Source organism: Nostoc sp. FACHB-133 (assembly GCF_014698055.1).
Lineage (GTDB): Bacteria > Cyanobacteriota > Cyanobacteriia > Cyanobacteriales > Nostocaceae > Nostoc.
Genome location: NZ_JACJSH010000011.1, coordinates 21,089 through 48,014 on the forward strand (window position 1 = coordinate 21,089; position 26,926 = coordinate 48,014).

Consider the following 26,926-nt stretch of genomic DNA (forward strand, 5'->3'; position numbering starts at 1 on the left):
TGAGAATAGGTAGCAATAGCTATGAGTTTTTCTGGCATTACTGTCGAGCAACGTTCCAAAGAAGTTGAGGCTCTCAAGTCTTTTCTGACTTACAGTCTGATAGGTTCACTGGCGCTGCATATCGGCGTACTGTCATCAGGCATAAGTAATTATTTGACGAGAGTGCCTACAGGAGAAGATGAAGCGATAGAGGTGGCGATCATGGATTCTCCGGCTGTGGAAGCAGAAAAACCGCTTGAAAAAATTCCAGAAGAACCCAAAAAAGAACCTGAAGTTGTTCAAAAACAATCTATAGAAACTCCACAAATACAAAAACCAGTACAAGAATTGATTGAAAGATCGACAATTCAACCAGTTCAACAACCGCAACAAACTATTCAAAACCCACAGCCAGTTCAACAACAACCACAACAAACAACTCAAAACCCACAGCCAGTAAATAGGGAAATTGCTCCGAAGCCATTCGTCCCTGTGACAACTGTTGCTCCTCAGAGTGGTGGCGGTGGCGGTGGCGGCTCTGGTGTTGGTTTAGGCTCAGGTAGTGGTATTGCTGTAGGTACAAGCAGCGGTACTGGCGCTGGTGGAGGAACTGGCACTGGCACTGGCGGTGGCATTGGCAGTGGTGTTGGCTCAGGCACTGGTAGTGGTGTTGGTTCAGGTAATGGTAGTGGTGTTGGCTCAGGTAATGGTAGTGGTGTTGGCTCAGGTACTGGTAATCAAACAGAAAATCGTCTGCCAGTAGCAACAGCGCCAACAGCATCAACACCTCCAAAAATTAACAGTTCAGGTAATGGTAATGGTCGTGCAGCCTGCCGTGAATGTAATGCCAAATATCCAGAAGCAGCAAGACGGCGAGGAGTTGAAGGTAGAGTAGAAGTAGCTGTTGATACTGACTCACAAGGCAATGTTACTAATGTGCGGATTGCTCGCTCCAGTGGAAACCGCGATTTGGATGAAGAAACCATAAGACAGGCGCGTGACTGGAAATTAAAACCCGCAGAAGGTGGTAGACAGGGAGTATCAATAGCCACTGAATTTGCCATACAAGGTTCACGGCGATCGCGCCAAGTTCAAGAACGGAAAAGACAAAGAGAAGCAGAAGAGAGAACCCAACAGACAACGGCTGCTAATTCCACGGAAGAAGCTCCAAAACGTAGGCGTAGAGAGTTGACACCTTCACCTAATGAAGCTAGATCCACAAGGCCAGCAATATCTGGATTTAGTAGACGATTGGAACCTCAAACAGGGGAAAGTAATGCTAGCACAACTCGCACTCAAGGAAATGCTAGAGAGTCTTTACGCCGTATCCGGCGTGAGCAAACGGCTAACGATTCATCACAAAAGCCACAACCAACCGCAAATAGGCGGCGAAGAGATAACGCTAACCAGAACAAGTTGCGGGACTCGTTGCGCCGTTTACGCCAACAACCCCAATCGCAACCTGCTGCACCGCCTGCTACAAGTCAGGAGTAGAGATGTAGAAGTGTTACCAATACTTTTCGGATAAACCCAATAATCTCTCTTTTGGTCTGGGGAAAGGTTAAAGGGGAAAGGGAAATTCAAACCCTTTCCCTTTCCCCTTTCCCCCTTAACCGAAAAGTATTGGAAGTGTTACGTCTCTAGAAGGATGTAGAAATTCCTGATTTTTTGTGAGCATTTCAGCAGGTACGGTTATTGCGATCGCACATTGCTATAAAACCGAACCTGCTCAACTTGAAGGTTGATTTAGTCTAATAACTAGGAAGCTTGAGATTTGGCTTCATGCAATTTAAGATTGCTTAACAACCCATTTTATCAGCTCAGCTGTTCGTAAGCTAAGAAGCTTGAGATTGAGCCTCCTAAGACTAAATAGTTCATCTTAGAGGTGATAGTTATGGCACTGATGCGTTGGAACCCATTCCGGGATAGTGAACGTTTAGAACCATTTCGGGATACTGAATCTTGGGAACCATTCCGAGAAATCGACACCTTGCAGAGGCAAATGAATCGTTTATTTGACAGATTGATGCCAACTACTAATGGTGGTGAGAGGTCTGGATTTATATTTAGTCCTGCTGCTGAACTAGAAGAAACTGATGATGCAATTCGCTTGAAACTAGAAGTACCTGGTCTAGAAGCAAAAGATATCAATGTAGAAGCAACTCCCGAATCAATTTCGATTACCGGTGAGCGTAAAACTGAAACCAAGAGTGAAGAAAACGGTATTACTCGGTCTGAATTTCGTTATGGGAAATTTCAGAGGGTAATCCCATTACCTTCCCAAATTCAAAATGACAAAGTGCAAGCTGAGTACAAAAATGGTATTCTCCAGTTAACTTTGCCGAAAGCGGAATCAGAAAAACACAAAGCCGTCAAAGTCAATCTTGGTTAATTCAATTCAACATTCGGGAGTCTTGGACTTTCTCTTATATTTTGATTAGCTGTGAGAACCGCCTTCTAAAAAACGGGAGGTGGTTCTTCTTTATACATAAATTGCTTTGCTACTCGTCACCCATCTACTATGGGGAAGAGGGCTTAAAAGTGGTCTACTTTATATAATTGGCAATTATACACACTGGTAATAACTTGATTTTTCCATTAATAAAAGTAGAAGCGAATAATCTTGTACTCCCCTATGCTCAATTTCCCTGATGAAGTCGATGAAAATCGTTTCTGCATCCAGATGAATCAAAATCAGGGACTGAAGGATACTCTGGTAAGATTTAATTCACAGTCTATTAAAGCACCTCTAAAAGGTCTTTAAGAAACTCTTGTCGAAGTGTAATCTTATCCAGCCACACTAGTAGTCTGCCAACCCAAAAATGCGCTTGTGAGGTCTGGGTAAAGGGTAAGGGATTTAAAACCTTTCCCCCTTCCCCCTTACCCTTTACCCCGCTTTCGTCACGAAAGCGAACTACTAGCTTATGCTTACCTTTTCTTGGCAAGATTATTCCGATATGTGCTTTTCAACTTACAAAACTGGCATGATTGAGACAGATTGTGCTTTAGTTAAAGACTACCTATTTGTATCGAAAGTGCATCACGTTAGGCAACAGCAGCTAGTAATAGGCAGTGGGAATTGTATTCACAATCAAGCATCATAGAAATGGTGGTAGTTTTTCCTCATCATCAACTATATGCTGAGATGATAGTCAATGGCTAACTCTCAAGTTGCTCATCTGTACTTTATGTTTAATGTCAAATTCACTGATTTGAATAAAACTTCTACATAAACACACACTGATGCAGTTTGATTTGCTTGAATAGCTATATTGATAGGACGTTGATCCGAAGGCAATTCACAATCCTGATTATGGCAAGTAAATTCATTGATGTTAGAGAATACACTGTCAGGGCGCACAAAAGACAGATTCATACTCGTGTTTTCCAGTTTGTCTGTAAAGAGTGTAACGATCTGACAAAACGCGAGACGTTCGGGCCTCGACCTTTATATTGCGAGAGATGTCGCCCTCCCCAAGCACCTAAGAAATCTCAGCCAACATCTCAGAAAGCAAAACCCAGACCAATGTCTTACAAAAGTGACATCGATTTAAATTGATTGAAGCCTTATGACTCAAAATGGACAATTAGAACCACCTCCGGGCACTTTTCTCTCTCCATTGTTGGAATTACGAGACTATTATGCTCGCCTCACGGAAGAGTATGAACGCCTTTTTGTGCAGGCGCGATCGCAACTCGATCATGTAGAAGCGTTGTTGTCTAACTGGTCTTTTTCTGATCCCAACAAGCAGATATCAAGACTGACGGCGGCTGATGAAACCTCAAATGTATCCCCAGAAGGCTCTCTGCGGTTTTTATCACCTCTTGATGACATGGACGAAATCAACTTGGTGGAGTCTCTACAGTCAGAACCCACAGACTCGGATAAGGTTGAGATCGATAATTCCTTTTCTGCTGCTGTTGATACAAAAGAAAGAAAACTTCCAACTACATCGCCAGATGCAAAGATAGCCTCAGAGAACAACGATAGTTCAACGAGGGTGGCAGAAATCCCGATGCTACCCCAGTACAATCACGCTATCTCCCGAATGGAAGCCATTAAACAGCTATTGCAAGAGCAGATAGGCACTGTCTGTCATATCGATTTTATCGTGCGATCGCTTTATGGAGAGTTAGATTCCAATTTATTCAAAGTAGTTAAAGGTAGGGTTCAATCTTCCCTCACCCAAGGTAGAGAAAGGAATTACTGGGTAACTATTCCCGATGAGCCAGGTTGTTATACTCTGGATTTAAATTTGGTAGCCCCAAGTAAACGCAATGGTGCTTCTAGAAACAAAAATAAGAAGCCTTTTGTACCCCCGTCAAAAACAGTACCGATGCTCAAAGCCTTTGAGGGTCAATTCTTAATTGATGCTCTCACCTCTCTATTTGAAGAAAATCCAGGTAAAGTTTTCAGCGTTGCTGAAGTCATCGCCGGGATTTATGGAGAACTAGATTCTCAGCAAATTAGAGAGATCAAAAATAAGGTTTTGAATGAATTATCTAGAGGCTATCGGACAGGTAGATTCTCTAGGGTTCCTAACGAAATCGGCTTCTATACTTGGGACTCCAATTTGATATCGAAGGCTCGTTAAATGGGCATTGGGGATTGGGAATTGGGAATAGTAAGTTCTAAGCTTGGCGCTTTATGCTTTGTATTCAGAAGTCGAAGTTCCGAGTTCAAAGCTCAAAGTAATCATCTTTCCTCCCCATTCCCCATTCCCCATTCCTCGCCTATCCCAAAAACAGCTTGTATGCGGGATTCTTGTTTTCATCCCAATAGCGATAGCCCAGGTTATCGAGAAAAGCTTGCCACTCTTCCATCTCGTGGGGAGGAACCTGGATACCAACGACAATTCGTCCGTAGTCTGCGCCGTTGTTGCGGTAGTGAAAAAGGCTAATATTCCAGTCGGGACTCATGGAAGTTACAAATTTCATCAATGCGCCGGGACGTTCGGGAAACTCAAAACGGTAAAGTAATTCATTATGAGCAAGGGGAGAGTGCCCACCCACCATGTGCCGCAGATGTAATTTAGTTAGTTCGTCGTCTGTTAAATCAAGAGTTTCAAATCCTTGAGCTTCAAAGGTTTCTACCATCTTTGCAGCATCAGCACGGTTTTGAATTTGCACACCTACAAAAATATGGGCTGTTTTTTCATCAGCAATGCGATAATTAAACTCCGTAAGATTACGGTTGCCAATACATTCACAAAACTGGCGAATACTTCCCCGTTCTTCAGGAATTGTGACTGCAAAGATTGCTTCCCGACGTTCGCCTAACTGGGCCCGTTCTGCCACAAACCGGAGACGATCAAAATTCATGTTTGCACCACAGGCTACGGCAATTAAGGTTTGTCCCTCAATTTGTTCTCGTTCTGCGTAGGCTTTGGCAGCTGCGATCGCTAATGCACCGGCTGGCTCTAAAATTGATCGCGTATCCTCAAACACGTCTTTAATCGCAGCACAAGTATCATCAGTATCCACCAAAATGATTTCATCTACATACTGCTGACATAAACGGAAGGTTTCTTCACCTACTTCTCGCACCGCCACGCCATCAGCAAATAACCCCACTTGAGACAAACGCACCCGATGTCCGGCTTTTAGCGATTGAGACATCGCATCAGCATCTACTGGTTCAACACCAATAATCTTGATTTCAGGACGCAATCGTTTTACATAAGCCCCAATCCCAGAAATCAATCCGCCACCTCCAATTGCGACAAAAATTGCATGGATGGGCTGCTGATATTGTCGTAAAATTTCCATCCCGATGGTTCCCTGCCCAGCAATTACATGAGGGTCGTCAAAGGGATGAATAAAGGTCAAACCTTTTTCCACTTCTAATTCACGGGCATAGCTATAAGCATCGTCGTAGGTGTTTCCATGTAACACGACTGCTCCGCCCCTCATTCTCACTGCGTCCACCTTGACTTGAGGTGTAGTTATTGGCATGACGATAATTGCTTTGGTTCCCAAACGATTGGCTGCAAGGGCGACTCCTTGAGCATGGTTGCCCGCAGACGCTGCAATTACACCCTGTGCCAAGATATCTGGTGCTAGTTGCACCATTTTGTTATAAGCACCCCGCAGTTTAAAGGAAAATACTGACTGCATATCCTCACGTTTCAACAGGAGTTGATTATTCAACCGCGCAGACAAATTTGGTGCATACTCCAGTGGTGTTTCTTGGGCAACATCATATACACGGGCAGTCAGGATTTGGATAAGGTAGTCGCAATACATGGGTGTCAAGGTGTTAGCAAATGCCGGATGAAAACTAATTTTACGTTACAAGCGATCGCACTGGTTTTATTTAATTCCATCTTTTGTAATTTTGAGTGAATAAAATTTCAATATTACTAATCCTTTGGGAATAGAAATGAGTATCAGTAATTGAGTTTTTTTAATGGCTTCAAATTTAGTGCGATCGCTGGTAGGTTCATTTTAAAAGAGTTTCGCCAACCGTCCAGATATTTAGCTCAACAAATAAGTATAATGTTGCTTATGAACATAAGTTTTCAATTTATGATAAAGTATCGATAGAAGATTAAATTCGGCTGTGTAGTTTGTTTTTATAGATACTTGTATTACAGACCTCTCCGCATCTAAATCTCTGCACCCTCTGATTCTGGAGATATTGTATGTCAATTTACGTTGGTAATCTATCTTATGAGGTTAAAGAAGATGACCTCCGCCACGTTTTTGCAGAATACGGAACGGTAAAAAATGTTCAATTACCTATCGACCGAGAAACAGGTCGCATGAGAGGTTTCGGCTTTGTAGAAATGGAATCAGACGCACAAGAAACAGCAGCAATTGAAGCCCTTGATAATGCTGATTGGATGGGTAGAAGCTTAAAAGTGAATAAAGCTAAACCCAAGACTGATGGAGGTTCTTCTGGCGGTAGAAGGGGTGGTGATGGTGGTTCCTCTCGCCGTTATTAAGGTCTAAAGCTAAGAATTTAGCTCTAAAGTCTTGAGGGCAGACAAGGCCGTCTGCCTTTTTTTGTGCTTCTGTTGATTTTTATTAGCCTGGCTTTCCGTAGGTATCGTTTTTGTAATAGGTGTAGCAGCCATGAACCCAGAAGCTAAACATATTGTTAGCGAACTAAGGCATAAGTTCTACTCTAACTTCGCTGCTTCTATGAATATGCCGGTAATCGTAACTGGTACATCTTATAGTAGTAATTCCCCGATCGCATCTTGGATGGATCGTAGGGAAAGACTGAACTATGTAAATGTATACGCTTATACCGCACCTGATGAATTTGTCCCATTCCGTCCGTTCATTCTTCGACTGGCTATAAACAAGAGTGCTGGGAGAGTGGCGACGTTCAGAAAAGGACAAGTCTGCCGAGGTCTTAATTTGATGTGGGACTTTGAATTAACTGTGCTACCAAAAGAAATCTTAGACTTTCTTCCCTGGATAGTTAATTTAGTGGAGGCTCATGATAAAGGTTCGTCCTTATTGCTACAATCACCACCTCATTCATTTGAATTAGAAGTGCCAGAGGTTGGGTTTTTTAATAACGCTTGGACTCAGAAAGCTAGGCTTCTTGCAAATTCGACAATATCTTAATATTTAGTGATTAAGTTGCTAGTTAAAAGTAACTAAAAATATATATTATCTAATACAAAAGTAGCGAATCTACTTTGGTGAATGTCCAAAATATTTGTCAACTTAAAAAAAATAGACAAGGTTGCACGACTGCTAGAAGATTCTCCTCATTTATCAGCTAATCATGCTACTCGTGCGTTAATGCCTGATAATTAATAAGGCAATCTACAGAGAGCAAACATGCAGACTCTCCAAAAACTCTCCCTCCCAAACATGGGCTGTGGGACTTGGGCCTGGGGCAACCAACTGCTTTGGGGATATGACGAAAGTATGGATGACCAGTTGCAAGCGGTGTTTAACCTTTGCGTAAACAACGGTGTGACTTTATTTGATACGGGTGATTCTTACGGAACTGGGAAATTGAATGGTCGAAGTGAGTTACTGCTGGGACGATTCAACCGAGAATATATAGGTTCAAACAAAGAAAATATTTGTATTGCGACTAAGCTGGCTGCTTACCCGTGGAGATGGACACGTCAATCAATGGTAAAGGCTTGCAAGTCATCTGCCAAACGCCTAGGAAAAAACGTAGATTTGGTACAGATGCACTGGTCAACAGCAAATTACGCCCCTTGGCAAGAGGTAGGGCTGTTAGATGGTCTTGCCGATTTATATGAGCAAGGACTGGTTAAGGGGGTAGGACTGTCCAATTATGGGCCTAAACGGCTTAAGCAAGTGCAGAAAAAGCTTGCTGAACGAGGTGTTCCTATTACTACTCTGCAAGTTCAATACTCTTTGTTATCTACATATCCTGTCACCCAATTAGGGCTTAAAGACCTTTGTGATGAGTTGGGAATTAAATTGATTGCCTACAGCCCTCTAGGTTTGGGACTACTGACAGGAAAATACTCTGAGCAAGGCCCTTTGCCTAAAGGTATTCGAGGTCTACTGTTTAGGCAGATATTACCAGGAATGCGATCGCTTTTGGGATGTTTGCGAGAGGTGGCACAATTCAGAAACAAAACCATGTCACAGGTAGCAATTAATTGGTGCATCTGTAAAGAAACCATTCCCATCCCTGGAGCAAAAAGTGTAGAACAGGCAAGAGAGAATATTGGTGCGTTAGGTTGGCAATTAAACGTCAGCGAGATTGCAGAGTTAGATAAAGCGGCGGCGAATGTAGGCAAGAAAATGGTACAAAATATCTTTCAAACTAAGTGAAATTTCAACGTTACTTAATTTAAATTTGTAAAAACCTGGTTTAAGTCTGAAAATAAAAATACTTGATTTTTATATAAATCCAGACATAAATATCTTAATTATGTCTGATTAACTAGTAATACAAATTACTATTTTTAGATTATAATGTATACTTTTAATAAGTATATTATCAAGAATAGCTTTTATATAAACTAGATACATACAGCGCTTCAGTTAAGCACCACTTGTACAAAACCGTGGGTTTTAAGACGCGATAAATGGCCGTCTCTACAAGTGTTTTGGTCTTATCTGAACTGTATGGCTCTATAATTAAAATCCCGTAGAATATATTTTCAGATAACTTTTTTTAAAGACTTAAATCAATGAGTTATGTCCTAAAGTTTGCTCTGAAGAACTTGAATTTTAAAGTGTACTAGGAAAGAATGAATATTGAGTCTAACATCTTGTAGACACTCTTGGTGACAACTTAACCTTATCCAATGTCCACAGTCCGCGAAAGCGGACTTTTTTTATGTAAACTAAAGTTGTAATCGATTATTTAAGTAAATAAACAATAATTACTAAGGGGTTTAAATTTTATGATGACGAAGTGATTAAGGAGGGTTAAAGGAGAATAGAATGAGGAGATAATTTACTGATTTTCCTTTACAAGATTAGTAAATTGTTGCAAAGCTTTCTGATATTTGTTTTCAGCTACCCAGAATAAATCATTATGATTTGCTTCTTTAATCCACAAATAAAGCTTTGGCGATATTGCAGCATTAAACAATTTTTCTCCATGAGCAAAAGGAATTATATCATCCGCTTCACCATGAATCACTAGTATCGGACATTTTACTTTTTTGATATTCTCCAGATTGGGAAATTTGTCAAAAGGTAAAATCCTAAAAGGTACTATTACTTGAAAAGCAGAAATAAACGAACTTTCAAGAATTAAACCAGCTATCGGTTTTCGCATTGCTAAGTTTACCGCAGAACCGCCACCAACCGAACGCCCCAAAACTATAATTCTTTTAGGTGGTATTTTTAGATTTTCGGTCAAATAATTGTAAGCGCTATTAATATCTTCGTATGCGTGGCTTTCTGTCGCTTTTCCTTGACTCGTACCATAACCACGATAATCATAAGCAAAGACACTAAAACCCCATGCGTGTAATTTTTCTAGGATCTGTTTAATATCTCCTAAATCTTCAGAATTACCATGAGCATAAAGAATAGTGTAATTAGCTTGATTGTTTAATAAATATCTAGCTGAGATATTTGTATTTTCTCCACTTTTTAATTTAATAATTTCTGGATTATCCTGATAACTAGAAGGACGAGACAGAAAAATCATACTATCTGCCCTGAAATATACATATCCAGCAAAAAATATATAAATAAAAATAAAAGATTTAAGCAGTCTTTGCAAAGTCAAATCACCAATTAGCAATTTTATAAGTTGCTGTTTTTCCATTGTTTTTATTTTTATTTCCCTTCGTTCCAACCATCAATGATTTATTTATAGAACTTACGCAAAACCACACGCTGTACGGGCAATACTTTACGAGTTCTCCAACAGAGTACCCGCATATTGCCCCTATCTAAAAACCCAGTAAAGACTATTTTGATTTTCGTGCTGATTTAGGCGGTGTTCGGTGTGCGCCAAAATACTTCTCACTACGATAGCGCAGCCATACCCGCAACACTTGCGGAATCTGATCTTTTTGTTCCTTACTCAATGTATTGTAAAGGGCTAATGCGCGATCGCGTTCACCCCGACAAGCAGCGTTATTGTGAGCATCCCAATAGCTGCGGGCTACCCGAATCCGCCGGCAGACTTCCTTAATTAGCGCTTCTCCTGTGAGTGAAGCGTCCTGCTTTGCCATACTCAGATGCGATAAATTTCTAATGCGATCGTAGCGAGTCAGACTCATTCCCACAATTACAACTTAAACAAGTCCAACCCGCAAATCGATTTCATTAAACTTTAGACACAGACAGCAAAACTAACTCAGCAATCAAATTCTGTGAAAACATAAATTTGTTCACTCCTAAGTATGGTGATTATTCATCTTTTTTCATCTTTAAAAGAGATTAATGCTCGGTAGGATCATTTATGCGTATTCATCATCTTAATTGCGGTTGTATGTGCCCAATTGGTGGGGCACTCTTCGACGGTTTTAGCCGTGGGCTAACAGCCTGTCTGGTCTGTCACTGTCTGCTTATCGAGACAAATCAGGGACTTGTTCTTATAGATACAGGCTTCGGTCAGCGCGATATTCAAGCGCCATTATCAAGACTCAGCCACTTCTTCATGAATTTAAATCGCATCAAGTTTGAACAAAAATACACGGCGGTTGCGGCTATTGAGCAGCTTGGTTTAAACCCGCGCGATGTCCGTCACATAGTCCTTACTCACCTCGATTTTGACCATGCAGGCGGGTTGGAAGATTTTCCTGAAGCAACTGTGCATGTAATGCTCAGTGAGATTGAAGCAGCGCGGGAACGGCAGGGCTTTGTCTCATCTCGACGTTACCGCCCTGGTCAGTGGGATGAAGTAAAAAATTGGAAGTATTATTCGGCTGGTGGTGAACCTTGGTTTGGCTTTGAGGCAGTACGTAATCTCGAAGGATTACCGCCCGAAATTCTCCTGATACCGCTCGTTGGTCACACACGTGGTCATGCAGGTGTCGCTATTGAGACATCCGAAAGCTGGCTTTTACACGCAGGCGATGCTTACTTTTACCGACAAGAAATTGGCTCTCCTAAACGAGTTTGCACACCTGGTTTGCGTGCCTACCAATGGTTTATGGAGGTAGACCGCAAGGCTAGACTTTCTAATCAAGATAAGTTGCGTGCATTATTGCTCGACCACAGTAGTGAAGTGCGCCTCTTTTGCAGCCATGATGCGATCGAGTTTAAAACTTTTGCTGACCAAGATAATTTGCAATTGCAAGAAGACAATTCGCGTTCAACAGCTTTCAATTAGCTCAAAAACTCAACGCATCTCAACAGAATTATAGGGTTTTCAAGGTTCGGCTGAGATGCGCCTATGAGTTTCAGCTTTTAATAAAGTGTCTTTAAAAGATATCCAAGGCTGCTTTACTCAGTATTGTTACTGTACTTCACTAGACTAGGAAACGCTATAGACTAAGACTTTATCAAAAATTATTCTGATTTATTGTTATTCATTACTGATGCAATAGCACTTGTAAACAGGTCTTGAGTGTTACAGCGTAGTACTTATTTGGGAATACTTTTATAGGAGTGATAAAGAAAGCAATTGCGGTAACACTTTCAATTTAAATGTACTACGTCACTTTACAATCACTCCTGTTTCGTAATGAATGTTGTATCAATACTTACTAATCTACTAAGAGCAAACAAGATGGAATTAACTTTAGTAATTTAGGAGTGGGAAGTGGTTAATTGGTAAGATAAAACTACCCCTGATAAATGCTGCTATATTTCTTTTGCTAGAACCTCCTTAAGTTTGTCTAAAAACTCTTTAGAATCAGCAAAATAATTTGGATATGCTTTTTTTAATGTCTTTATTGATTTGGCGTTAACTAATACAATATCTACCTCTTTTGTGTCTTTGTATTTTTTCTCAAAACTATTATAGTCTTCGGTTGCTTGAAAACGGTACTTTTCTTTGTAAGACCATATCTGAACATCTTGTTTATCAATATTAAGTAAAATCAGAAAATAACCACAAACATCACTCTTTCCATTATCCGTTATTAGATGAGTTGAAACTGAAAATGCTTGGAGCTTTTTAAATACTTCTAATTCTGCTACTAATATATTTACTTCTTCCTTAATTTTCTTTAACCTTTCGTTGGTTATATTTTCTGGTAAACAATTTTCTAGAAATGCCAAAAGTAAGCTTACTAACTCAAAAAAATGTAACCATTTTTCAGAACCTTCTCCTGATTTTAAAGATTGTTTTAAGAATGTTCCTGCAACTTCTACTGCTGTAGCCCATGAGTGCTGTATCTTTGTTCTTACTTGTATTTCAATTGTATACCCATTATATATATTATCTTTTTTACCTTTGTATTTATAAATTAAATGTATCCCTCTATATCCTGAAGGTTTAGGATTTTCGATATAATCATTTTGTTTTATCAATTCATTTTTTGTTTTGCTATTTAATAGTAAGTCTCTTAAAGTATGTACTTTTTTTACATCTGATAAAACTACTCTACATCCTCCAATATCCTGCATTGTGTGTAATCTCATATTAGGAAGGCGTTTGAGTTTTCCTAGTATTGATGGAATACGCTTTAATCTTTGGGTAATTATTGCATTTTTCTCAACATTTTTGACCTTAGACCTTAATAAACTTGCAATAATATGTAAAGTAAACGTATATGATGACCTCCAGTTGCTGACAATATCTAATGCTTCTAGATTTTCTTCTTCAGATGAATCCGAATTTATTAATTTATCGCCTGCTCTGCTTACTGCTTTCTTGCTAGATTTTGGTTCAACCCAAGTCATATTTTTGTTGTATATTTTATAGTCAAGGTAGACATCCAATATACTTTAATACAACTTTGTCGTAAATAATTTAATGTAACTTTTTATTTTCATCTAAGTTCATCAGCTATTACGTTTAGAATTACTATAGTCTTTGATATAACTAGTATTTATGCATATACATAGTAACTACAGTTGTACATAATTTTTAAGTTTGATAGGTTTATACTATAAAAATAATTTTTGTTCCGTCATGCCTGAAAGTCATTCAAAAAGCGAAACTACCGCAATATTGAAAGAACTTTGAATATTTGTAGACAAAGGCAGATTGGGAATAACAGCATACTAAAAAGACAAAGTTATTAAATTAATTTTTTCATCAAATCCGATTTTTGCCTGCTAGCAAATTAGCGATCGCAGTACTAATCGGCTAACCTCTAAAAAAAAGTGGCTCTGCAATCAGCAGAACCACTAAAGCTTTCGCAAACCTGTGATAAATTAACGAACTGCCCCTTGAGCAGAAACAGTATCAATCGGTTTCATCAGGTACAGCCGTAATAACTGCCAGCCATTGGAGATGTAAAGTGGCAGTTTTTGGAAGAATTGCAGGAATTTGGGAGTGTTGGAATTAGCGATCGCACCCAGCTTCTCGTTATTGCTGATACAAGTATCCAATCGCTGATAAAACTCAGGATTCTCTACATCCAGCATTAGCGGGAACACGCGACCGGCGTTTTCGTTAGTCTTCTGAATTACATGAATGTCGTATTCTCTTGCATCCAATCCCAAGGTGGCATAAAAGTCCTTGCGTTGGATGTCATTGAGATACATTGTCGCAAATACCGACAACAGGAAGAACCGACTCCACAGCCGTGCTTTCCAATCATTCAATATTTGTGGCTGGGATTTCATGATGGCATCAAAGAAATCGCCGTGGCGGTTTTCATCTTGACACCAGTTTTCAAAGAACCGGAAGATTGGATAAACCCGGTCTTCGGGATGTGCTTCTAAATGGCGATAAATGGTGATATAGCGCCAATAACCGATCTTTTCAGAAAGATAAGTAGCGTAAAAGATGAATTTCGGTTTAAAGAAGGTATAACTGCGACTCTTAGTCAAAAACCCTAAATCTAGGGACAGATTAAAGTCCGACAAAGCTTTGTTCAAAAAGCCAGCGTGACGTGCTTCATCCCGTGACATCAGGTTAAAACACTCTGCCAAGACGGGGCTTTTTCCTTTCAAGCGACGGCCAAGTTCTTTATACAGCAAAAAGCCGGAAAACTCTGCTGTACAAGAACGTTCTAGAAACTCAACGAACAATTTGCGAGTTTCCCCGTCAATATGATCCCAGGATTGGTCAAACTCGGCATCCCGAACAAAGTGATGGCGGTTGTAGTCAGTGCGGAACTCTTCGAGAATGGCTTGTAACTCGTCTTCATTGACGGAGATATCCATCCGCGCCATTTCATCAAAATCGGTAGTATAAAACCGAGGTGTTAACAGGGTTTCTTTTGCCGGGACTTTAATCCCTGGCCGGATTTCTTCAAAGCCTGGTTTTTTAAGGGAATCTACCATGTCTTGATTGCTCTTTCGTCTTTATTATCTTAATTAGACCAGAAAGCCAAGGTTAAAGCTCTGGCAAGGCGTAACAGCCCACAATAATCCAATTGTATAAAGTTTAGTCTACCAAGGTGCGGGTGAGAAATTTATAAGTAAAAGATTAAGAGTTGCAACAATCATTCAATATTTACGGAATCAAAAATCGCAAATTAGTAGTCAAATAAACGTAGTTCGGTGATTAGCAGGGTTTTAATCAAGTGGAGTAGCACGCATTTTTTGTATTTTAAATCGCCATAATATCGGTAATTTTCTGTAGTTGCTACTACAACATAGAAAACCCATTTTAGACAACAAGAGCAAATCCAAAGGGTTGAAAACAAGATGAATCTTGAAAACAATCAGCATAAAGACCGACTTCTTGTCTCTTACATCTTGTGTGCAGTTGGATTTTTCGGATTAGGGGGACTGCACCGCTTATACAATGGCAAGATAGGCACGGGTTTGCTGTGGCTGTGTACTTTTGGTTTGTTTTATATAGGACAGACTGTGGATTTGATTCTCATCCCTGGCATGGTTGACGAATACGAACACAAGCTGAGACTAAAAGCAGGTGTATCTCCCTTTGGAGTGCCGTTGAATCAAGCAGTGGTAGCCTCTCAAGTCCACCCTCCAACAGGCAACCAACTGATGATTAAACTGATTGAAGCGGCGGAAAGCAAAGGTGGTATTTTAACTGTCACTCAAGGCGTGAAGTTCACGGGAGCTAGCTTTGCAGAAGTGGAAGCTACTCTCAATGAGATGTACAAATCAGGTTATGTAAAAATAGATAACGACCCCAATACTGGAGCCGTTATCTACCATTTCCACGAACTTTAAATTGTCATTTGTCCTTTGTCCTTTGTTAAAAACCAATGACTAATGACTAATGACCAATGACTAATTTATACCTAGCCACTTTTGACCGTCCAAGCGCTGAACTAAGCCAAATACTAGCAAGTCGAGAGTAATTTTGCGCTCATCGATTAAGAAGGACTCAAGAGTGCTAGGTTTTTTGCCTTCATTACAGGAAAATCCCTTTTTCCCTTGAATATCTTCTTCGGGGAAATAAAGGTTAAACTGACGCAAACCGATTTCTTTCCAACTGCCAGTAATTTGCCAGCATTCTTCAGCAGATTCAAAACCAGTAATTGGCACTTTCTGCTTGGCAAAAGACACCTGTAAATCTTGCACACCTTTTTGAGCGATCGCTTTTTGTAAAGCTGGCAAGTAGTCTTGCTCAATAAACTCTACAAATGGCTTGTCTTCAACAGATGGGGCTTTTTCTTTTTTGGCGGCTTTAGCTGCGGGTTTTTCTTCTGCGGCTGCGGCGGGTTTTTCGCCTACTGCGGCTTTAGCAGCGGCTGCGGGTTTTTCTCGCTTGGGGGGTGTCGCGGTTGGTTTAGCAGCGTTTGGATCTGGCGCGTTGGCAGTAGGAAGGTCTGTGGCTTCAGGTGAGTCTGTACTCGGAGCGTGTTCTTCAGCTACACTGGGAGCTTGCTTGTCAACAGTGCTGGGAGCTACTTCTCCCGCTTGATTGTGATTGGTTTGGTCTGCCATTGCTCAGGTCAATCCTTTAATCTAGCTTTGGGAGCGATCGCTCACCTTGATGTATCGGGTATTTTTATTTTGACATACTAGTGCAGCAAGGCAGTAATAACTGTACAGTTAAAAATAACGCAAAGGCATAGGGTATAAGCTTTCTTGCCTTCTATTCCCTACCCCTTCAATTTTAGATTTTAGATTGTTCAATCCAAAATCCTTCCGCCTCATTCAAATCCCCTTGAATCCCATATCAGTTTCTACCTGTTGCTGTGCCGGAATCGAACTCACTTTGCCAGATGCAATGCTAGAAGTCTTACGCCAATTACCAACTTGGCTCAGAAATATGCCTACTAAAATCACGCTACCGCCAATATATTGAGGCAAGGTAGGGGCTTCACCCAAAATTAAATAGGCTGCTAAGATGCCCACAATTGGGCCAAATGAGCCAATTAAGGAAGCCGTAGATACAGTAGAAGTTTTCAAGCCTTTAATCAAAAAAGACTGGCCTAGCACCACAATTAACCCACCGTAGAGAAACATCCATTGCCATAAGAACGGTGAGAGGACATCAGCAAAATGATCTTTGCCATAGAGGACTAAAGCAATGAAGAAAAAAATTATGGTTCCTAGTGCAGTCCGAAAGATGCTATAGATTCCCAAAGGGATCTGTGAAAGATATTTCTTACCAATAATTGTAGAAGCGCTTCCAGCTATAGATCCTACTGCTGCTAAAAGTTCCCCTATGCCTAAATTGAAACCTCCCATATTCATCATGGCTTCTGTTGGAGGTTGAAGGATGATAGTTAGGATAACACCGACAAACGCTGCGATCGCTCCGATAAATTCCCAAATATTTACCCGTTCCCTCAATAACCAGACTGACAAAGCCAGAGTTAGAGGCGGTTCCAAACGTCCTACCAAGATGACATTATTTACCCCTGTGACTGAAAGTGCCTGGAAAATTAAGCCAGGGGCTAACGCTCCCGATAAAATAGCGACTGCTGTTAAACTGACCCAATCCGTCCTTGAGAGTTGCTTCAAAGTGGCTTTGTTCCACTGTCGCCCATAGATGAGGAGCAAAAGTATCAAGGCGCAAAGGTTTCCCACAAATAAAACATTACATAAAGAAATCGGATTACGCTCCCCAATAAAATGTTCAGCACCGATTTCTGTTAGCCTTCGGGTAACTGCGCCAGATGCTGCAAAAATTAGCATTGCTAGCCAGAGATATGTTTGTCCTGAAACTCTATGAATTAAGCGATGTGGTCTTTTGGGCCTAGTCACAATAACACGACTGCAATAAAAGCATTGCTCATTATAAGTTGCCGTCACGCAGTTCAGAATGAGGTTTTGTTGAGAAAATACTTAAATTATGCTGTGACTTTGAGTTACCATCATTGCCTGAGAAAGTGCTGAGAATCAACTAAATTTTCTCAAAGGATAAATTCATGAAAATAGTGGCTTAGTTTCAATAAGTTCTCACTCCCACCTGAGATGCTTGGGATGTTCAGGATAAAACAGAAAAGAGAGTCACAAATGAAACTCGCACCCTTACTTACAAGTTTTGCTTTGGTTGGTTTTTTCACAGTTTGGGACGTACCATTAAAAGCGATCAATCCGTCATTAGTGCAGGCATCGGCAGCCGAAGAATTGTCTGTAACACAGAAACTAGATTTGCTTACTAAAAGTAAGGGTCAGATTGGTAGTGGTGATCAACTACGTCGTTTCTTTTTTGCTGACTTGGAGCCAATCGGTATCCAGGTAGGTGGTGCAGGTCATGTAGTTAACCTTTACAACAAAGCTAATAATGTCACATTCGCTTACTGTTCACACTACGATGTGATTGTAGCGATTAAGAAAGGTAAGGTGACAAAGTTTGAACCCAGCGAAGTGAAGTAATACTAAATCCATTTTCTAATTAATATTTGCTAAGACCAGAGCAGCAATTGGATTACATCTAGGACTTACGCAAAACTACACGCGGTAGGCGCAATTCATTAATTGTCCTACCTGAAAATCAATGTTTTGGCTATTTTTGCGTAAGTTCTGACATTTATTTAGGTTGCGATGTCTGACAAGAAACTGCTTTGCATCTACGATCTAGAACTCTTGAACAAGGGGTCTAGACCAGATGTGTTTCAACTCTTCGTCCCCTGGAAAAGGACATAGGTTGCTTCTCTGACAGTCGTTAGAACCGCTTTTGATCCGTACTGGGAGAATTGGTCACTCGTCCAGCTATAAAAAGTGATCCCTTTGCCGTAGCCGAAATAGCGTAGTAGCGCCCATCGTGAGAGGTTAAGCTTATAGAGATTTTGTCAATCAGCAATAGTACTTAAAAATATGCTAAAAATCGGGCTAATCAACAGAATTTTTGGGCTAGCGATCGCATTATATTTAACAGCATCATTCGTTCTTGCAATCAAAAAACAGAATTGCATATACTGTCTCCTCACTGGCAACCCTAAATTTAGATATCTGAAGAATTACGAGTGTTAATGAGAAATGCCATACTGTTTTGCCTGCATATTCCATAGTGCGGTATATTCGCCTCCACGCTGTAAAAGTTCTTGATGAGTACCATCCTCAATTAAATGACCAGATTTGAGAACTAAGATTCGGTCAGCTATACGCACTGAAGCCAGTCGATGGGTAATCAAGATCGTAGTTTTGCCCTCAGCTAGCTCAATAAAGCGAAGGTAAAGATCACACTCACTGCGGGGGTCGAGTGCAGCAGTAGGCTCATCCAATAGCAAAACCTGGGCTTCTTGGCGGATAAAAGCACGAGCTAGAGCTAACTTTTGCCATTGGCCTCCAGAAAGTTCTGTACCGCCAAACTGCTTGCCCAGTGGTGTAGCCTCCTTTGTAGGAAAATGATCGACTAGTTTGACAATATCGGCTTTTTCAATCGCGTATTTGAGAATATCTGGATGCTCTAGAGCAGCTAGGTTTCCTAAAGCAATATTTTCCCCCAGCGTCAGCGCATAGTGACCAAAGTCTTGAAAAACTCCAGCAATTTGCTGCCGCCATTGCTCTAAATTTAAATTTCTGAGGTCTATACCATCGACTAGAATACATCCTTGCGTTGGATCGTATAGCCTGGTTAACAGCTTGACTAAAGTAGTTTTCCCTGCACCATTTTCTCCTACTATGGCTACTGTTTGTCCAGGGAAAAGGGTAAAAGAAATATCTTGGAGTGCTAATCTACCATCTGGATAGTAAAAATCAACTTTTTCAAAAGTAATACCTGAACGAATCGGAGTAGGTACTTTTTCTCCAGGTACGCTCAGTAGCATGGGGATTGGACTGTCAAGAAAATTGAAAAACTGTTGCATGTAGAGAATATTTTCAAACAGATCCAGCCAATTAGCCACCAATCTTTCAAGGTTATTCTGGAAGTAAGTCAATGACTGTACAAATAAAAGTACACTGCCTGGACTGAATTCTCCTTTAAAAGCTTTCTGTACCACCCAGTAGAAAGAAAAACCATTTCCCAAAGTGCTGAGGATAGCTAGACTAGACGACCAAAATGCTTGCTTGTCCCTCAGATAGCGCATAGATTGATGTAAAGACTGAAATGCTTGCAGATAACGCTCGATAAAAAAGGAACCTAGCTTAAATAACCTGATTTCTTTGGCATAGGTATCAGTAAGCATCACCGAAGTGTAATATTCCATTCTTCGAGCTTGGGGACTGTTCTCAAATAAATTTAGCCAAATAGCTTTGCCATACTGAGAAGAAACCACTATCTGAGGTATAGTTGCGATCACTATCACCAGTGGTATCCAAAAAGCTAGAGGAACTAGTAACCCAACTATCACTATTAAGGTCACTAAAGATCGACCTGATTCAACCAAATTTTCCAGTAAATTCAGTGGTTTATAGCCAACTTGTTGTTGCAACAGTTGTAGCTCATCATAGAACAGAGAATCTTCAAAACGGCTCAAATCTGAAAAAGTATCAGCTTTCCGCATTAATAATAAGCTAATGTGAGCCGTTAACTTGTCATTGAGATTTCCTTGCAGTGCCAATACCCAAGGATACAGCAGTGATTCTAGTAGCAAAGCTCCAACCCATCCTGCTACCAAAGGGGCAAGAGTTGCATAACCTAATTCTCTACCAGATATTAAGGCTGTTGCTACAGTATCTACCACTAGCTTGGTTATCCAAACACTTATGGCAGGAAGAAAACCTTGTAATACCGTGACAGCAATCAACAAGACTATTTCTCTGGGTGCTGCTGTCCATAATAAAGGTAAAGAACGAAATAAAGCTTTAGTGTAGCCTGCAAGCCAAACTCTTAAATCGCTCATCAGTTAAACCTGATTTTTTATTCGAGTGTAAAGTAAATAAGCTTTATGCCAGTATTTAAAACCTATCTTATATATTCCCCTAACTTAAAATTCGCTATCAGCGCTATTACAAAATGGGTTTTTACTGTCAGTATGCTTTTTATTTTAAAGTCTCTCTAGCTTTTCTGCATCAGTAACCAATGCAGAAAGTAATATTAGGCGCTATCCAAAATAAAGATAATCCTACTTAAGAAATAAAAATATTACTATCAAGACTAAAAACAATATAACTTAGGTATGAATAAAAAACTCTAGAAAAAGATAATGTTATAAGAGTTAGATGATCAAAAAAAGAGAATGTGACGCTAACAGTAGCAAAAGCATTCTCAAAGACGAGGTTTTAGGGAAGATAAATTCCATGAGACAATACAATTACGTCGAGATATCCATCCCTGTAGCGAACTCCTAAAAAAGGAGGTACATAAATTATAAGTCTTTTTTATTCAGGGTTGGAAGGATCTTTAAATGATTAAAATTTTAATCAAACTGTATTGTCCTAGTTAATATTTTCCTTAACTTGCCAAGAAGTGATTTTGATCTTTTGTGGATTAGTTAAGATTCTGAAGAAAAGACTGAGTGTTTTTGTTTAACTATAAGCGGATGTGAATGATGATTAGACATTAACCGCCATCTCATTTTTTGAGCATACTTTACATTCGCTAGCTCCAACATCATTTCTTCCGTGAAAGCTGATTGATACATGAAGCTCATTACAGCTTTTGACTGACTCGAATGCAGATTTAAAAACAGGCTAATGAATTTAATTTGAAAGGAGTAAGTAACCATGCTTGCAGAAAAAACACTGACCCAACAAACAATAGATATGCGTTTACAAGACAAAGCAGACAAACTCGAACAACTGCTGTTGTCCGATGAGGAAATTGCAGCTTTAGAAAAGTTAGCAATGCCAGGAATGTTTGAATCTGAGACTAGTCAAAGATGGTTTGCTAATTGCGGTGGATGTGTCGGATGTGTCGGATGTGTCGGATGTGTCGGATGTAAGGGATGTGTCGGATGTAGGGGATGCGGATGTAGGGGATGCGGATGTCGAGGATGCGGATGTCGGGGATGTGGATGTCGGGGATGTGGATGTCGAGTTGCTGAAGGTGGAACAATATCAGGTGTGCTAGACGACACCGATGAGGTCGGTTTTGGATACTAAATAACCTGGAAATAGAACAGCAATTCCGTAATTTTAGAAACCAAGTTTTTTAAGTTTAGAGCCACAATATCTGGCTTTAAAAGTTAGAGTAACCCTGTCTTTTAAGCTGTTTTTTTACATTCAGTTTTTTTACATTCATCACTTTTATAGTTGCAAAAGCAGGGTTTTTTCATTTTCTCAATATCAGGACTTACGCAAAAATCCTCTCAAACTCTCATTCCTCTGTGACCTCTGCGTCCTCTGTGGTTCATTTTTGATTAGCTGTGCGTAATTCCTAAATATTTTTAGATACAACCGAGTTTTCAGATTTTTCTATTTCTTGGATGGAGCTTGGGATAATAAAACAAAGCCTATGAAATTAAATGATGCTCAACGCCTGCGTCTACTAGAACACGTTGTCGTTCACATTATGCGGTCAGATTGCAATGGCGAAGAAACTATGATATTCAATACGAGGCGGCGAACCCTGACAGTGAAGGGTCAAGCACTGCATGATGTAGAAAAAATTGTTTTACCTTTATTAGATGGTTCCCGAACAATAGGAGAAATCCGGGCAGCAATTTGCGAAAAGTTGACAGATTCTTCACTAAATCAATGTTTAGAGTTTTTGATTGACAATCGCTTAGTAGATGAGTTGCTGGAAGATCCAGTTGATTTAGATAGTCATGCATATTTACTTCCTCAAATCAGCCTCTATCATGAGCTAGGCTTTAAGCAAAAAGATGCCCAGAAGCACTTAGCGAACGCGAGGATTGCTGTTTTTGGACTCGGAGGTTCAGGGTTGATAGCTGCAATTAATTTGGCTAGTGCTGGTATCGGTTTTCTCCGCCTATGTGATGATGTCTGCACATTTCCGTCTGATTTCCCGATGATGTCAGGCTCAGTCTTTAATCAAATAGGTGCTTTTCGAGGTGTGGAAGCAGCTCGACAAATCGAGGCGATCGCAAAAGTAACCCAAACTGAAACTGTGACAGATCCTTTAACTAACGACGAAACAGTAAATGCTTTGCTTGAGGACGTTGATCTGGTGATTGTCGCCACCGATGCCGTATCTGTCAATCTCGCTTATCGCCTGAACAGACTATGCCTGAAGATGCAGCGCCCATTGCTACCAGGTGGCGCAGTTGGTGTTGAAGGAACTTTTGGGCCACTAGTCTTTTCTCAGGATGGCCCTTGCTATCTTTGCTATCGGATGCGGTCTATTGCCTGTGCCAAGCTTCCAGAGGCGGAATTCGCTATTGAGCAGTTTCTCGACCGAGAACGGCGTTCTCAACCGCGTTTGCGAGAAAACTTACCGATCGCGCAGATGTTGGTTGGTAGTTATCTGGCTCTTGAAACAGTGAAGATGTTGCTCGGTTTGCCAATCGCCACTGACGGTAAATTACTGCATCTAGACTTGCTCAGCACAAAGCTGACTCACAACGTTGTGCTGAAGAAACCTGGTTGTCCACATTGCTCAGGACAGGAGAAAACAAAGTGAATGCAGCGATCGCTAGTCCACGCTGGCGCGATTTAGTTAGCCCGCATACGGGAATCATCCGAGCCATTGATAGATTTACCAAGCCTTATACAGAGTTTGATCTACCAGTTTTGTGGCAAGCCGAATTAGCAAATTTCCAGCTTCGCAAACAGCAGGATGATTTACGCTACGGCGTAGGTAGGGGCATGACTGATGAACAAGCAATTTTTGGTGCAGTTGGCGAAGCAGTAGAGCGCTACTGTGGTGGTATTATAGATTATCGGCAACTGATTGTCAGTAGCTACGCAGAATTAAGTCATTGCGCCGTCCATCCTCCAACTTTTTTCTCTTTTTCTGACAAACAATACTCTGACCCCAATTTTCCATATTCACCTTTCGATCCGGCAACGCAGACTTCGTGGATACCTGCTCTTTCTCTAGCAAGCAACCTACAGGTTTTAGTTCCAGCATTTATGGTTTATTTCGACTGGGATAGCAATCTACCAGGAGATTATATTTTACCGGTCACTTCTAATGGTATGGCTAGTGGCCCAACTCTTGAGTTTGCTGCTTACAGTGGCTTGTGCGAGTTGATTGAGCGCGATGCTTTTATAATTACATGGTTAAACCGCCTACCGGCCCCACGCATTTATTTCGCTCACCGTCCAGGAATTGAGACGGAAATTTTAAGCCACTACGCCCGATTTGGCATTGAGCTAGTTACGTTCTATTTGATTACTGATATTCAAATCCCAGTTGTGATGGCAATGTTAATTGACCGTTCAGGTAAAAGTCCAGCTGTTGCAACTGGTCTAGGATGCCATCTCGATGGATCAACTGCGCTTCGTAAGGCAATTTTTGAAGTTTGCCAAGCCCGTTTTGGTGATATAGAACGCATGGCTAGCGGCACTGGGATTAATCTCAATAAATATGAAGATGTGCAGAATTTAGACGATCACAGCGCTTTTTTCTACAAAACGGCTCGGCTACGCGAGTTGGCATTTTTGTTGGAGCATGACCAATACCTAACGGTTGAAGATTTACCAACTTATGCATCTTCAGTAGAGGTAGAAAAATTGCAATCGGTCATTGCCAGGTTGCATTCAGTGGGTGTTGAACCTTATTTAGTGGAAATTACAACCCCTGATATTGAGTCGCTCGGTTTTCGAGTAGTGCGGACTTTAGCCAGTGAACTAGTCCCAATATATTTTGGCTATGGACTAGAGCCATTGGGAACTCGGCGGTTGTTCAAGGTACCAGAAAGGTTAGGTTACGGTGAGCGACGTACCGCAGATGATCTAAATCCGTGTCCACATCCTATGGCTTAATACGATTTTAGATTTTGGATTAGGAATTACTTTCTTGTCGCAATCATTTTTTGGCGTTGCATAAATGCGGGATGAATTGGCAGGTAAAAGCATTGATAAATCCTTCCAAATTTGGCTAAATCATCCCATGATCAGCAACTCCCATTTTTTAAATTGGCTTAAAACGAGGAAATTAGCGTAATGTACACAGCCAATGAGCCACTGGAGTTAGCTCTGTTGTATCATTTGAACTCCCCAGTACCTAAAAGTTCTGTCAAACGTGTTCCAGCTACTGAACTGCGGTATATGCCGGAGGCTCCTTTTCTAGAACTTCCAAAAGCACCACACGATAACCTGCTGAGTAAGCTGTTAGAGCGACGGTCTTCTGTGCGATCGTTTGATAAGTCGATCATGCCAATGATTACATTAGCTCAGTTGCTTGATGCAGGATGCGGTCTCAATGGGCTGCGTCAAACAGATGGTTATACCTATGAAGCCCGAAACTCACCGTCTGCGGGAGGACTTTATCCGATTGAGATTTTTGTATCGACACAAGCGGTAGAAGGTTTAGCAGATGGACTATATCACTACGAACCACGCGGTCATGGCTTACATCGGGTGAATGATGCAGTGCCAACAGACTTTGTAGAATCTTTATTGCAGCAGGATTACATTGTAAATGCCAATGCTCTGTTTCTGTTCACATCTGTTTTTATGCGCTCAATGTGCAAATACGGTGCGCGTGGCTACCGTTTTGCACTTTTGGAAACTGGTCATCAAGCTGAAAATATATGTCTAATGGCTGTGCAATTGGGGCTGGATAGTCTGTGCATAGGTGGATTCTATGATATGAGTCTGAACGCCATGTTGGGTATTGATGGGAAACGCCATGCGGCACTTTATTGTGTTGCCGTCGGTACTGCGAAGAAGTAGTGGTGCGCCAAGTTCCCTACCCCCTTCCCCTTGCCTCTTCGTTGACTTAAATACCTCTTAATGCAGCTATAGGATCGAGTCGTGCTGCTTTTCTAGCTGGCGCTACACCAAAGATTAGACCAATGCTACCAGAAATGCTAGCTGTGAGAAATATGGCTCCTATTGGTACTGATGGTTGTAAGGGGGAGAACATAGCAACTATAAGTGCGCCACTAACGCCAATACCAGTTCCGACTAAACCGCCTGCTACGGACAGGATAATCGCCTCAATTAAGAATTGGGTAAGAATTGCTTTTTCTGTTGCGCCTATTGCTTTGCGTAGTCCAATTTCTTGGGTACGTTCGGTGACAGACACTAGCATAATGTTCATGATGCCAATTCCACCAACGAATAAAGATATACCAGCGATCGCCGCCAAGACTAAACTTAAATTTATCGTCACTTGATTGATCAAGTCTTGGACTGACTTATTGGCGGCAACTGTGAAATCTTTTCTGCCCCGTCTGCGTGTCAGAATATTAATTGTTTGAAATGCCGCTGCGCGAATGCTATCTTGATTTTTTGCTGACAGTTCTAAGTAGTCGATGGGAATACCATTAGGCGATCGCCTACCGACTAGCTGATCTGCCATAGTACTAATTGGCACGTAAGCTATATCATCAGGGTTATTCCCCATAAATGCACCTTTAGCTTGCATAATCCCAATAACTTGAAAACTCAAGTTATTCATCTGTAGTAACTGACCGATGGGATTTTCATTACCAAAAAGTTTCCGCGCAACTACTGGCCCTAAAATCACCACCTGAGAATTTTGATTTAGCTCGATAGGGTCAAAAAAACGGCCTTGATGTACCTGGAGATTGCGGACATAAAGAATTCCTGGCGTTGTACCTGTAACATTAACTTTACTGATGCGTCCCTGACGCGATAATTGCAAGTTGCTGCTAATTTGCGGGGCAACTTCTCGGACGGCGGGAGCCATAGTTGCGATCGCTTGAGCATCTGCCAAGAACAGTGAAGGCACATCAGAGCTTAACCCCTCTAGATTATCGCCACCAGCGAACACTGATAGTTGATTTGGCCCCAGAGACTCCAACTTTTCTTGCGTAAATTTTTGCGCCCCTTGCCCAATAGCGATCATTGTAATCACAGAGGCATTGCCAATGATAATACCAAGCATGGTCAACATGCTACGGAGCTTATTCGCAGCCAATGTTTTGACTGCCATTTGTGTACTTTCTAGTAAATTCATAATAATTCGTAATTCGTAGTTCTGAGTCGATAATTACAACTAGGGAAATATTGTTGAATGATCGAAAAATATCAGTACCAATTGAAGATTCGGCTA

At 40.9% G+C, this 26,926-nt stretch carries 25 protein-coding genes and 1 pseudogene; 15 read left to right on the top strand and 11 right to left on the bottom strand.

Going from position 1 to position 26,926, the window contains the following annotated elements; all coding sequences use genetic code 11:
- Positions 1 to 21 precede the first annotated feature (21 nt).
- The 5 genes from H6G86_RS11400 to H6G86_RS11420 all read left to right on the top strand — a co-directional run bounded on the left by H6G86_RS11400 (position 22) and on the right by H6G86_RS11420 (position 4,574).
- Positions 22 to 1,473, top strand: a complete 1,452-nt coding sequence (locus H6G86_RS11400; protein ID WP_190934405.1) for a TonB family protein — start codon at positions 22 to 24, stop codon at positions 1,471 to 1,473.
- 400 nt (positions 1,474 to 1,873) lie between these two features.
- Positions 1,874 to 2,371: an Hsp20/alpha crystallin family protein gene (locus tag H6G86_RS11405; protein ID WP_179072362.1), complete on the top strand. Its 498-nt coding sequence runs from the start codon at positions 1,874 to 1,876 to the stop codon at positions 2,369 to 2,371.
- A gap of 532 nt (positions 2,372 to 2,903) precedes the next feature.
- On the top strand, positions 2,904 to 3,083 hold the full coding sequence (locus H6G86_RS11410) for a hypothetical protein (RefSeq protein ID WP_190934406.1): 180 nt from the start codon (positions 2,904 to 2,906) through the stop codon (positions 3,081 to 3,083).
- A gap of 209 nt (positions 3,084 to 3,292) precedes the next feature.
- The gene (locus H6G86_RS11415) at positions 3,293 to 3,538 is read left to right on the top strand and encodes a hypothetical protein (protein WP_114083336.1); all 246 of its coding nucleotides are present in this window, start codon (positions 3,293 to 3,295) and stop codon (positions 3,536 to 3,538) included.
- Between the two features lie 10 nt (positions 3,539 to 3,548).
- Positions 3,549 to 4,574 (top strand): hypothetical protein, encoded by a 1,026-nt coding sequence (locus H6G86_RS11420; protein ID WP_190934407.1) that lies wholly within the window; start codon positions 3,549 to 3,551, stop codon positions 4,572 to 4,574.
- Between the two features lie 139 nt (positions 4,575 to 4,713).
- Here H6G86_RS11420 and ilvA read toward each other — a convergent pair whose 3' ends face one another.
- On the bottom strand, positions 4,714 to 6,225 hold the full coding sequence (gene ilvA, locus H6G86_RS11425; RefSeq protein ID WP_190934408.1) for a threonine ammonia-lyase, biosynthetic: 1,512 nt from the start codon (positions 6,223 to 6,225) through the stop codon (positions 4,714 to 4,716).
- A gap of 398 nt (positions 6,226 to 6,623) precedes the next feature.
- On the opposite strand from ilvA, the gene rbp reads away from it, so the two are divergent.
- From rbp to H6G86_RS11440, 3 genes are all read left to right on the top strand, one after another.
- Positions 6,624 to 6,926: an RNA-binding regulator gene (gene rbp, locus H6G86_RS11430; protein WP_190934409.1), complete on the top strand. Its 303-nt coding sequence runs from the start codon at positions 6,624 to 6,626 to the stop codon at positions 6,924 to 6,926.
- A gap of 130 nt (positions 6,927 to 7,056) precedes the next feature.
- Positions 7,057 to 7,560 carry a hypothetical protein gene (locus H6G86_RS11435; protein WP_114083333.1) on the top strand — a complete coding sequence of 168 codons (504 nt, stop codon included), beginning with the start codon at positions 7,057 to 7,059 and terminating at the stop codon, positions 7,558 to 7,560.
- A gap of 219 nt (positions 7,561 to 7,779) precedes the next feature.
- Positions 7,780 to 8,760 carry an aldo/keto reductase gene (locus H6G86_RS11440; protein ID WP_190934410.1) on the top strand — a complete coding sequence of 327 codons (981 nt, stop codon included), beginning with the start codon at positions 7,780 to 7,782 and terminating at the stop codon, positions 8,758 to 8,760.
- A 631-nt stretch (positions 8,761 to 9,391) separates the two neighbouring features.
- On the opposite strand, the gene H6G86_RS11445 is transcribed toward H6G86_RS11440, so the two are convergent.
- Positions 9,392 to 10,216, bottom strand: a complete 825-nt coding sequence (locus H6G86_RS11445) for an alpha/beta hydrolase (protein WP_190934411.1) — start codon at positions 10,214 to 10,216, stop codon at positions 9,392 to 9,394.
- A 145-nt stretch (positions 10,217 to 10,361) separates the two neighbouring features.
- Positions 10,362 to 10,628 carry a Precorrin-3B methylase gene (locus H6G86_RS11450; protein ID WP_190934533.1) on the bottom strand — a complete coding sequence of 89 codons (267 nt, stop codon included), beginning with the start codon at positions 10,626 to 10,628 and terminating at the stop codon, positions 10,362 to 10,364.
- A gap of 230 nt (positions 10,629 to 10,858) precedes the next feature.
- Here H6G86_RS11450 and H6G86_RS11455 point away from each other — a divergent pair, with 230 nt between their 5' ends.
- Positions 10,859 to 11,731 carry an MBL fold metallo-hydrolase gene (locus H6G86_RS11455; RefSeq protein WP_190934412.1) on the top strand — a complete coding sequence of 291 codons (873 nt, stop codon included), beginning with the start codon at positions 10,859 to 10,861 and terminating at the stop codon, positions 11,729 to 11,731.
- Between the two features lie 473 nt (positions 11,732 to 12,204).
- Here the strand turns inward: H6G86_RS11455 and H6G86_RS11460 are convergent, their stop codons facing one another.
- Complete coding sequence (locus H6G86_RS11460) at positions 12,205 to 13,248, bottom strand: RelA/SpoT domain-containing protein (RefSeq protein ID WP_190934413.1); 1,044 nt, start codon at positions 13,246 to 13,248, stop codon at positions 12,205 to 12,207.
- Between the two features lie 477 nt (positions 13,249 to 13,725).
- Entirely contained in the window at positions 13,726 to 14,802 is a 1,077-nt protein-coding gene (gene acsF / locus H6G86_RS11465) for a magnesium-protoporphyrin IX monomethyl ester (oxidative) cyclase (protein ID WP_190934414.1), read from the bottom strand.
- A gap of 366 nt (positions 14,803 to 15,168) precedes the next feature.
- Between acsF and H6G86_RS11470 the strand changes: the two genes are divergently transcribed.
- Positions 15,169 to 15,663, top strand: coding sequence for a TM2 domain-containing protein (locus H6G86_RS11470; RefSeq protein ID WP_190934415.1), 495 nt, complete (start codon positions 15,169 to 15,171; stop codon positions 15,661 to 15,663).
- Between the two features lie 60 nt (positions 15,664 to 15,723).
- Here H6G86_RS11470 and H6G86_RS11475 read toward each other — a convergent pair whose 3' ends face one another.
- Positions 15,724 to 16,383, bottom strand: coding sequence for a DUF2996 domain-containing protein (locus tag H6G86_RS11475; protein WP_190934416.1), 660 nt, complete (start codon positions 16,381 to 16,383; stop codon positions 15,724 to 15,726).
- Between the two features lie 213 nt (positions 16,384 to 16,596).
- Complete coding sequence (locus H6G86_RS11480) at positions 16,597 to 17,652, bottom strand: DMT family transporter (RefSeq protein ID WP_190934417.1); 1,056 nt, start codon at positions 17,650 to 17,652, stop codon at positions 16,597 to 16,599.
- Between the two features lie 252 nt (positions 17,653 to 17,904).
- Here H6G86_RS11480 and H6G86_RS11485 point away from each other — a divergent pair, with 252 nt between their 5' ends.
- Positions 17,905 to 18,267 (top strand): hypothetical protein, encoded by a 363-nt coding sequence (locus H6G86_RS11485; RefSeq protein WP_163933060.1) that lies wholly within the window; start codon positions 17,905 to 17,907, stop codon positions 18,265 to 18,267.
- Positions 18,268 to 18,506: 239 nt separating this feature from the next.
- Here the strand turns inward: H6G86_RS11485 and H6G86_RS39975 are convergent.
- From H6G86_RS39975 to H6G86_RS11495, 3 genes and pseudogenes are all read right to left on the bottom strand, one after another.
- Positions 18,507 to 18,635: pseudogene (locus H6G86_RS39975) on the bottom strand (hypothetical protein); the annotation flags it as partial.
- Positions 18,636 to 18,683: 48 nt separating this feature from the next.
- Positions 18,684 to 18,806, bottom strand: a complete 123-nt coding sequence (locus H6G86_RS39485) for a hypothetical protein (RefSeq protein WP_277883579.1) — start codon at positions 18,804 to 18,806, stop codon at positions 18,684 to 18,686.
- A gap of 54 nt (positions 18,807 to 18,860) precedes the next feature.
- A complete protein-coding gene (locus tag H6G86_RS11495; RefSeq protein WP_190934418.1) occupies positions 18,861 to 20,678 on the bottom strand; it encodes an ABC transporter ATP-binding protein in 1,818 nt (605 codons plus the stop codon).
- Positions 20,679 to 21,501: 823 nt separating this feature from the next.
- Here H6G86_RS11495 and H6G86_RS11500 point away from each other — a divergent pair.
- From H6G86_RS11500 to H6G86_RS11515, 4 genes are all read left to right on the top strand, one after another.
- The gene (locus H6G86_RS11500; protein WP_190934419.1) at positions 21,502 to 21,879 is read left to right on the top strand and encodes a hypothetical protein; all 378 of its coding nucleotides are present in this window, start codon (positions 21,502 to 21,504) and stop codon (positions 21,877 to 21,879) included.
- 352 nt (positions 21,880 to 22,231) lie between these two features.
- The gene (locus H6G86_RS11505) at positions 22,232 to 23,359 is read left to right on the top strand and encodes a TOMM precursor leader peptide-binding protein (protein ID WP_190934420.1); all 1,128 of its coding nucleotides are present in this window, start codon (positions 22,232 to 22,234) and stop codon (positions 23,357 to 23,359) included.
- The gene (locus H6G86_RS11510; RefSeq protein WP_190934421.1) at positions 23,356 to 24,666 is read left to right on the top strand and encodes a YcaO-like family protein; all 1,311 of its coding nucleotides are present in this window, start codon (positions 23,356 to 23,358) and stop codon (positions 24,664 to 24,666) included. Before H6G86_RS11505 ends, H6G86_RS11510 begins: the two co-directional genes overlap by 4 nt.
- A gap of 180 nt (positions 24,667 to 24,846) precedes the next feature.
- Positions 24,847 to 25,578: a SagB/ThcOx family dehydrogenase gene (locus H6G86_RS11515; protein ID WP_190934422.1), complete on the top strand. Its 732-nt coding sequence runs from the start codon at positions 24,847 to 24,849 to the stop codon at positions 25,576 to 25,578.
- A gap of 46 nt (positions 25,579 to 25,624) precedes the next feature.
- On the opposite strand, the gene H6G86_RS11520 is transcribed toward H6G86_RS11515, so the two are convergent.
- A complete protein-coding gene (locus tag H6G86_RS11520; protein WP_190934423.1) occupies positions 25,625 to 26,830 on the bottom strand; it encodes an ABC transporter permease in 1,206 nt (401 codons plus the stop codon).
- Positions 26,831 to 26,926 lie beyond the last annotated feature (96 nt).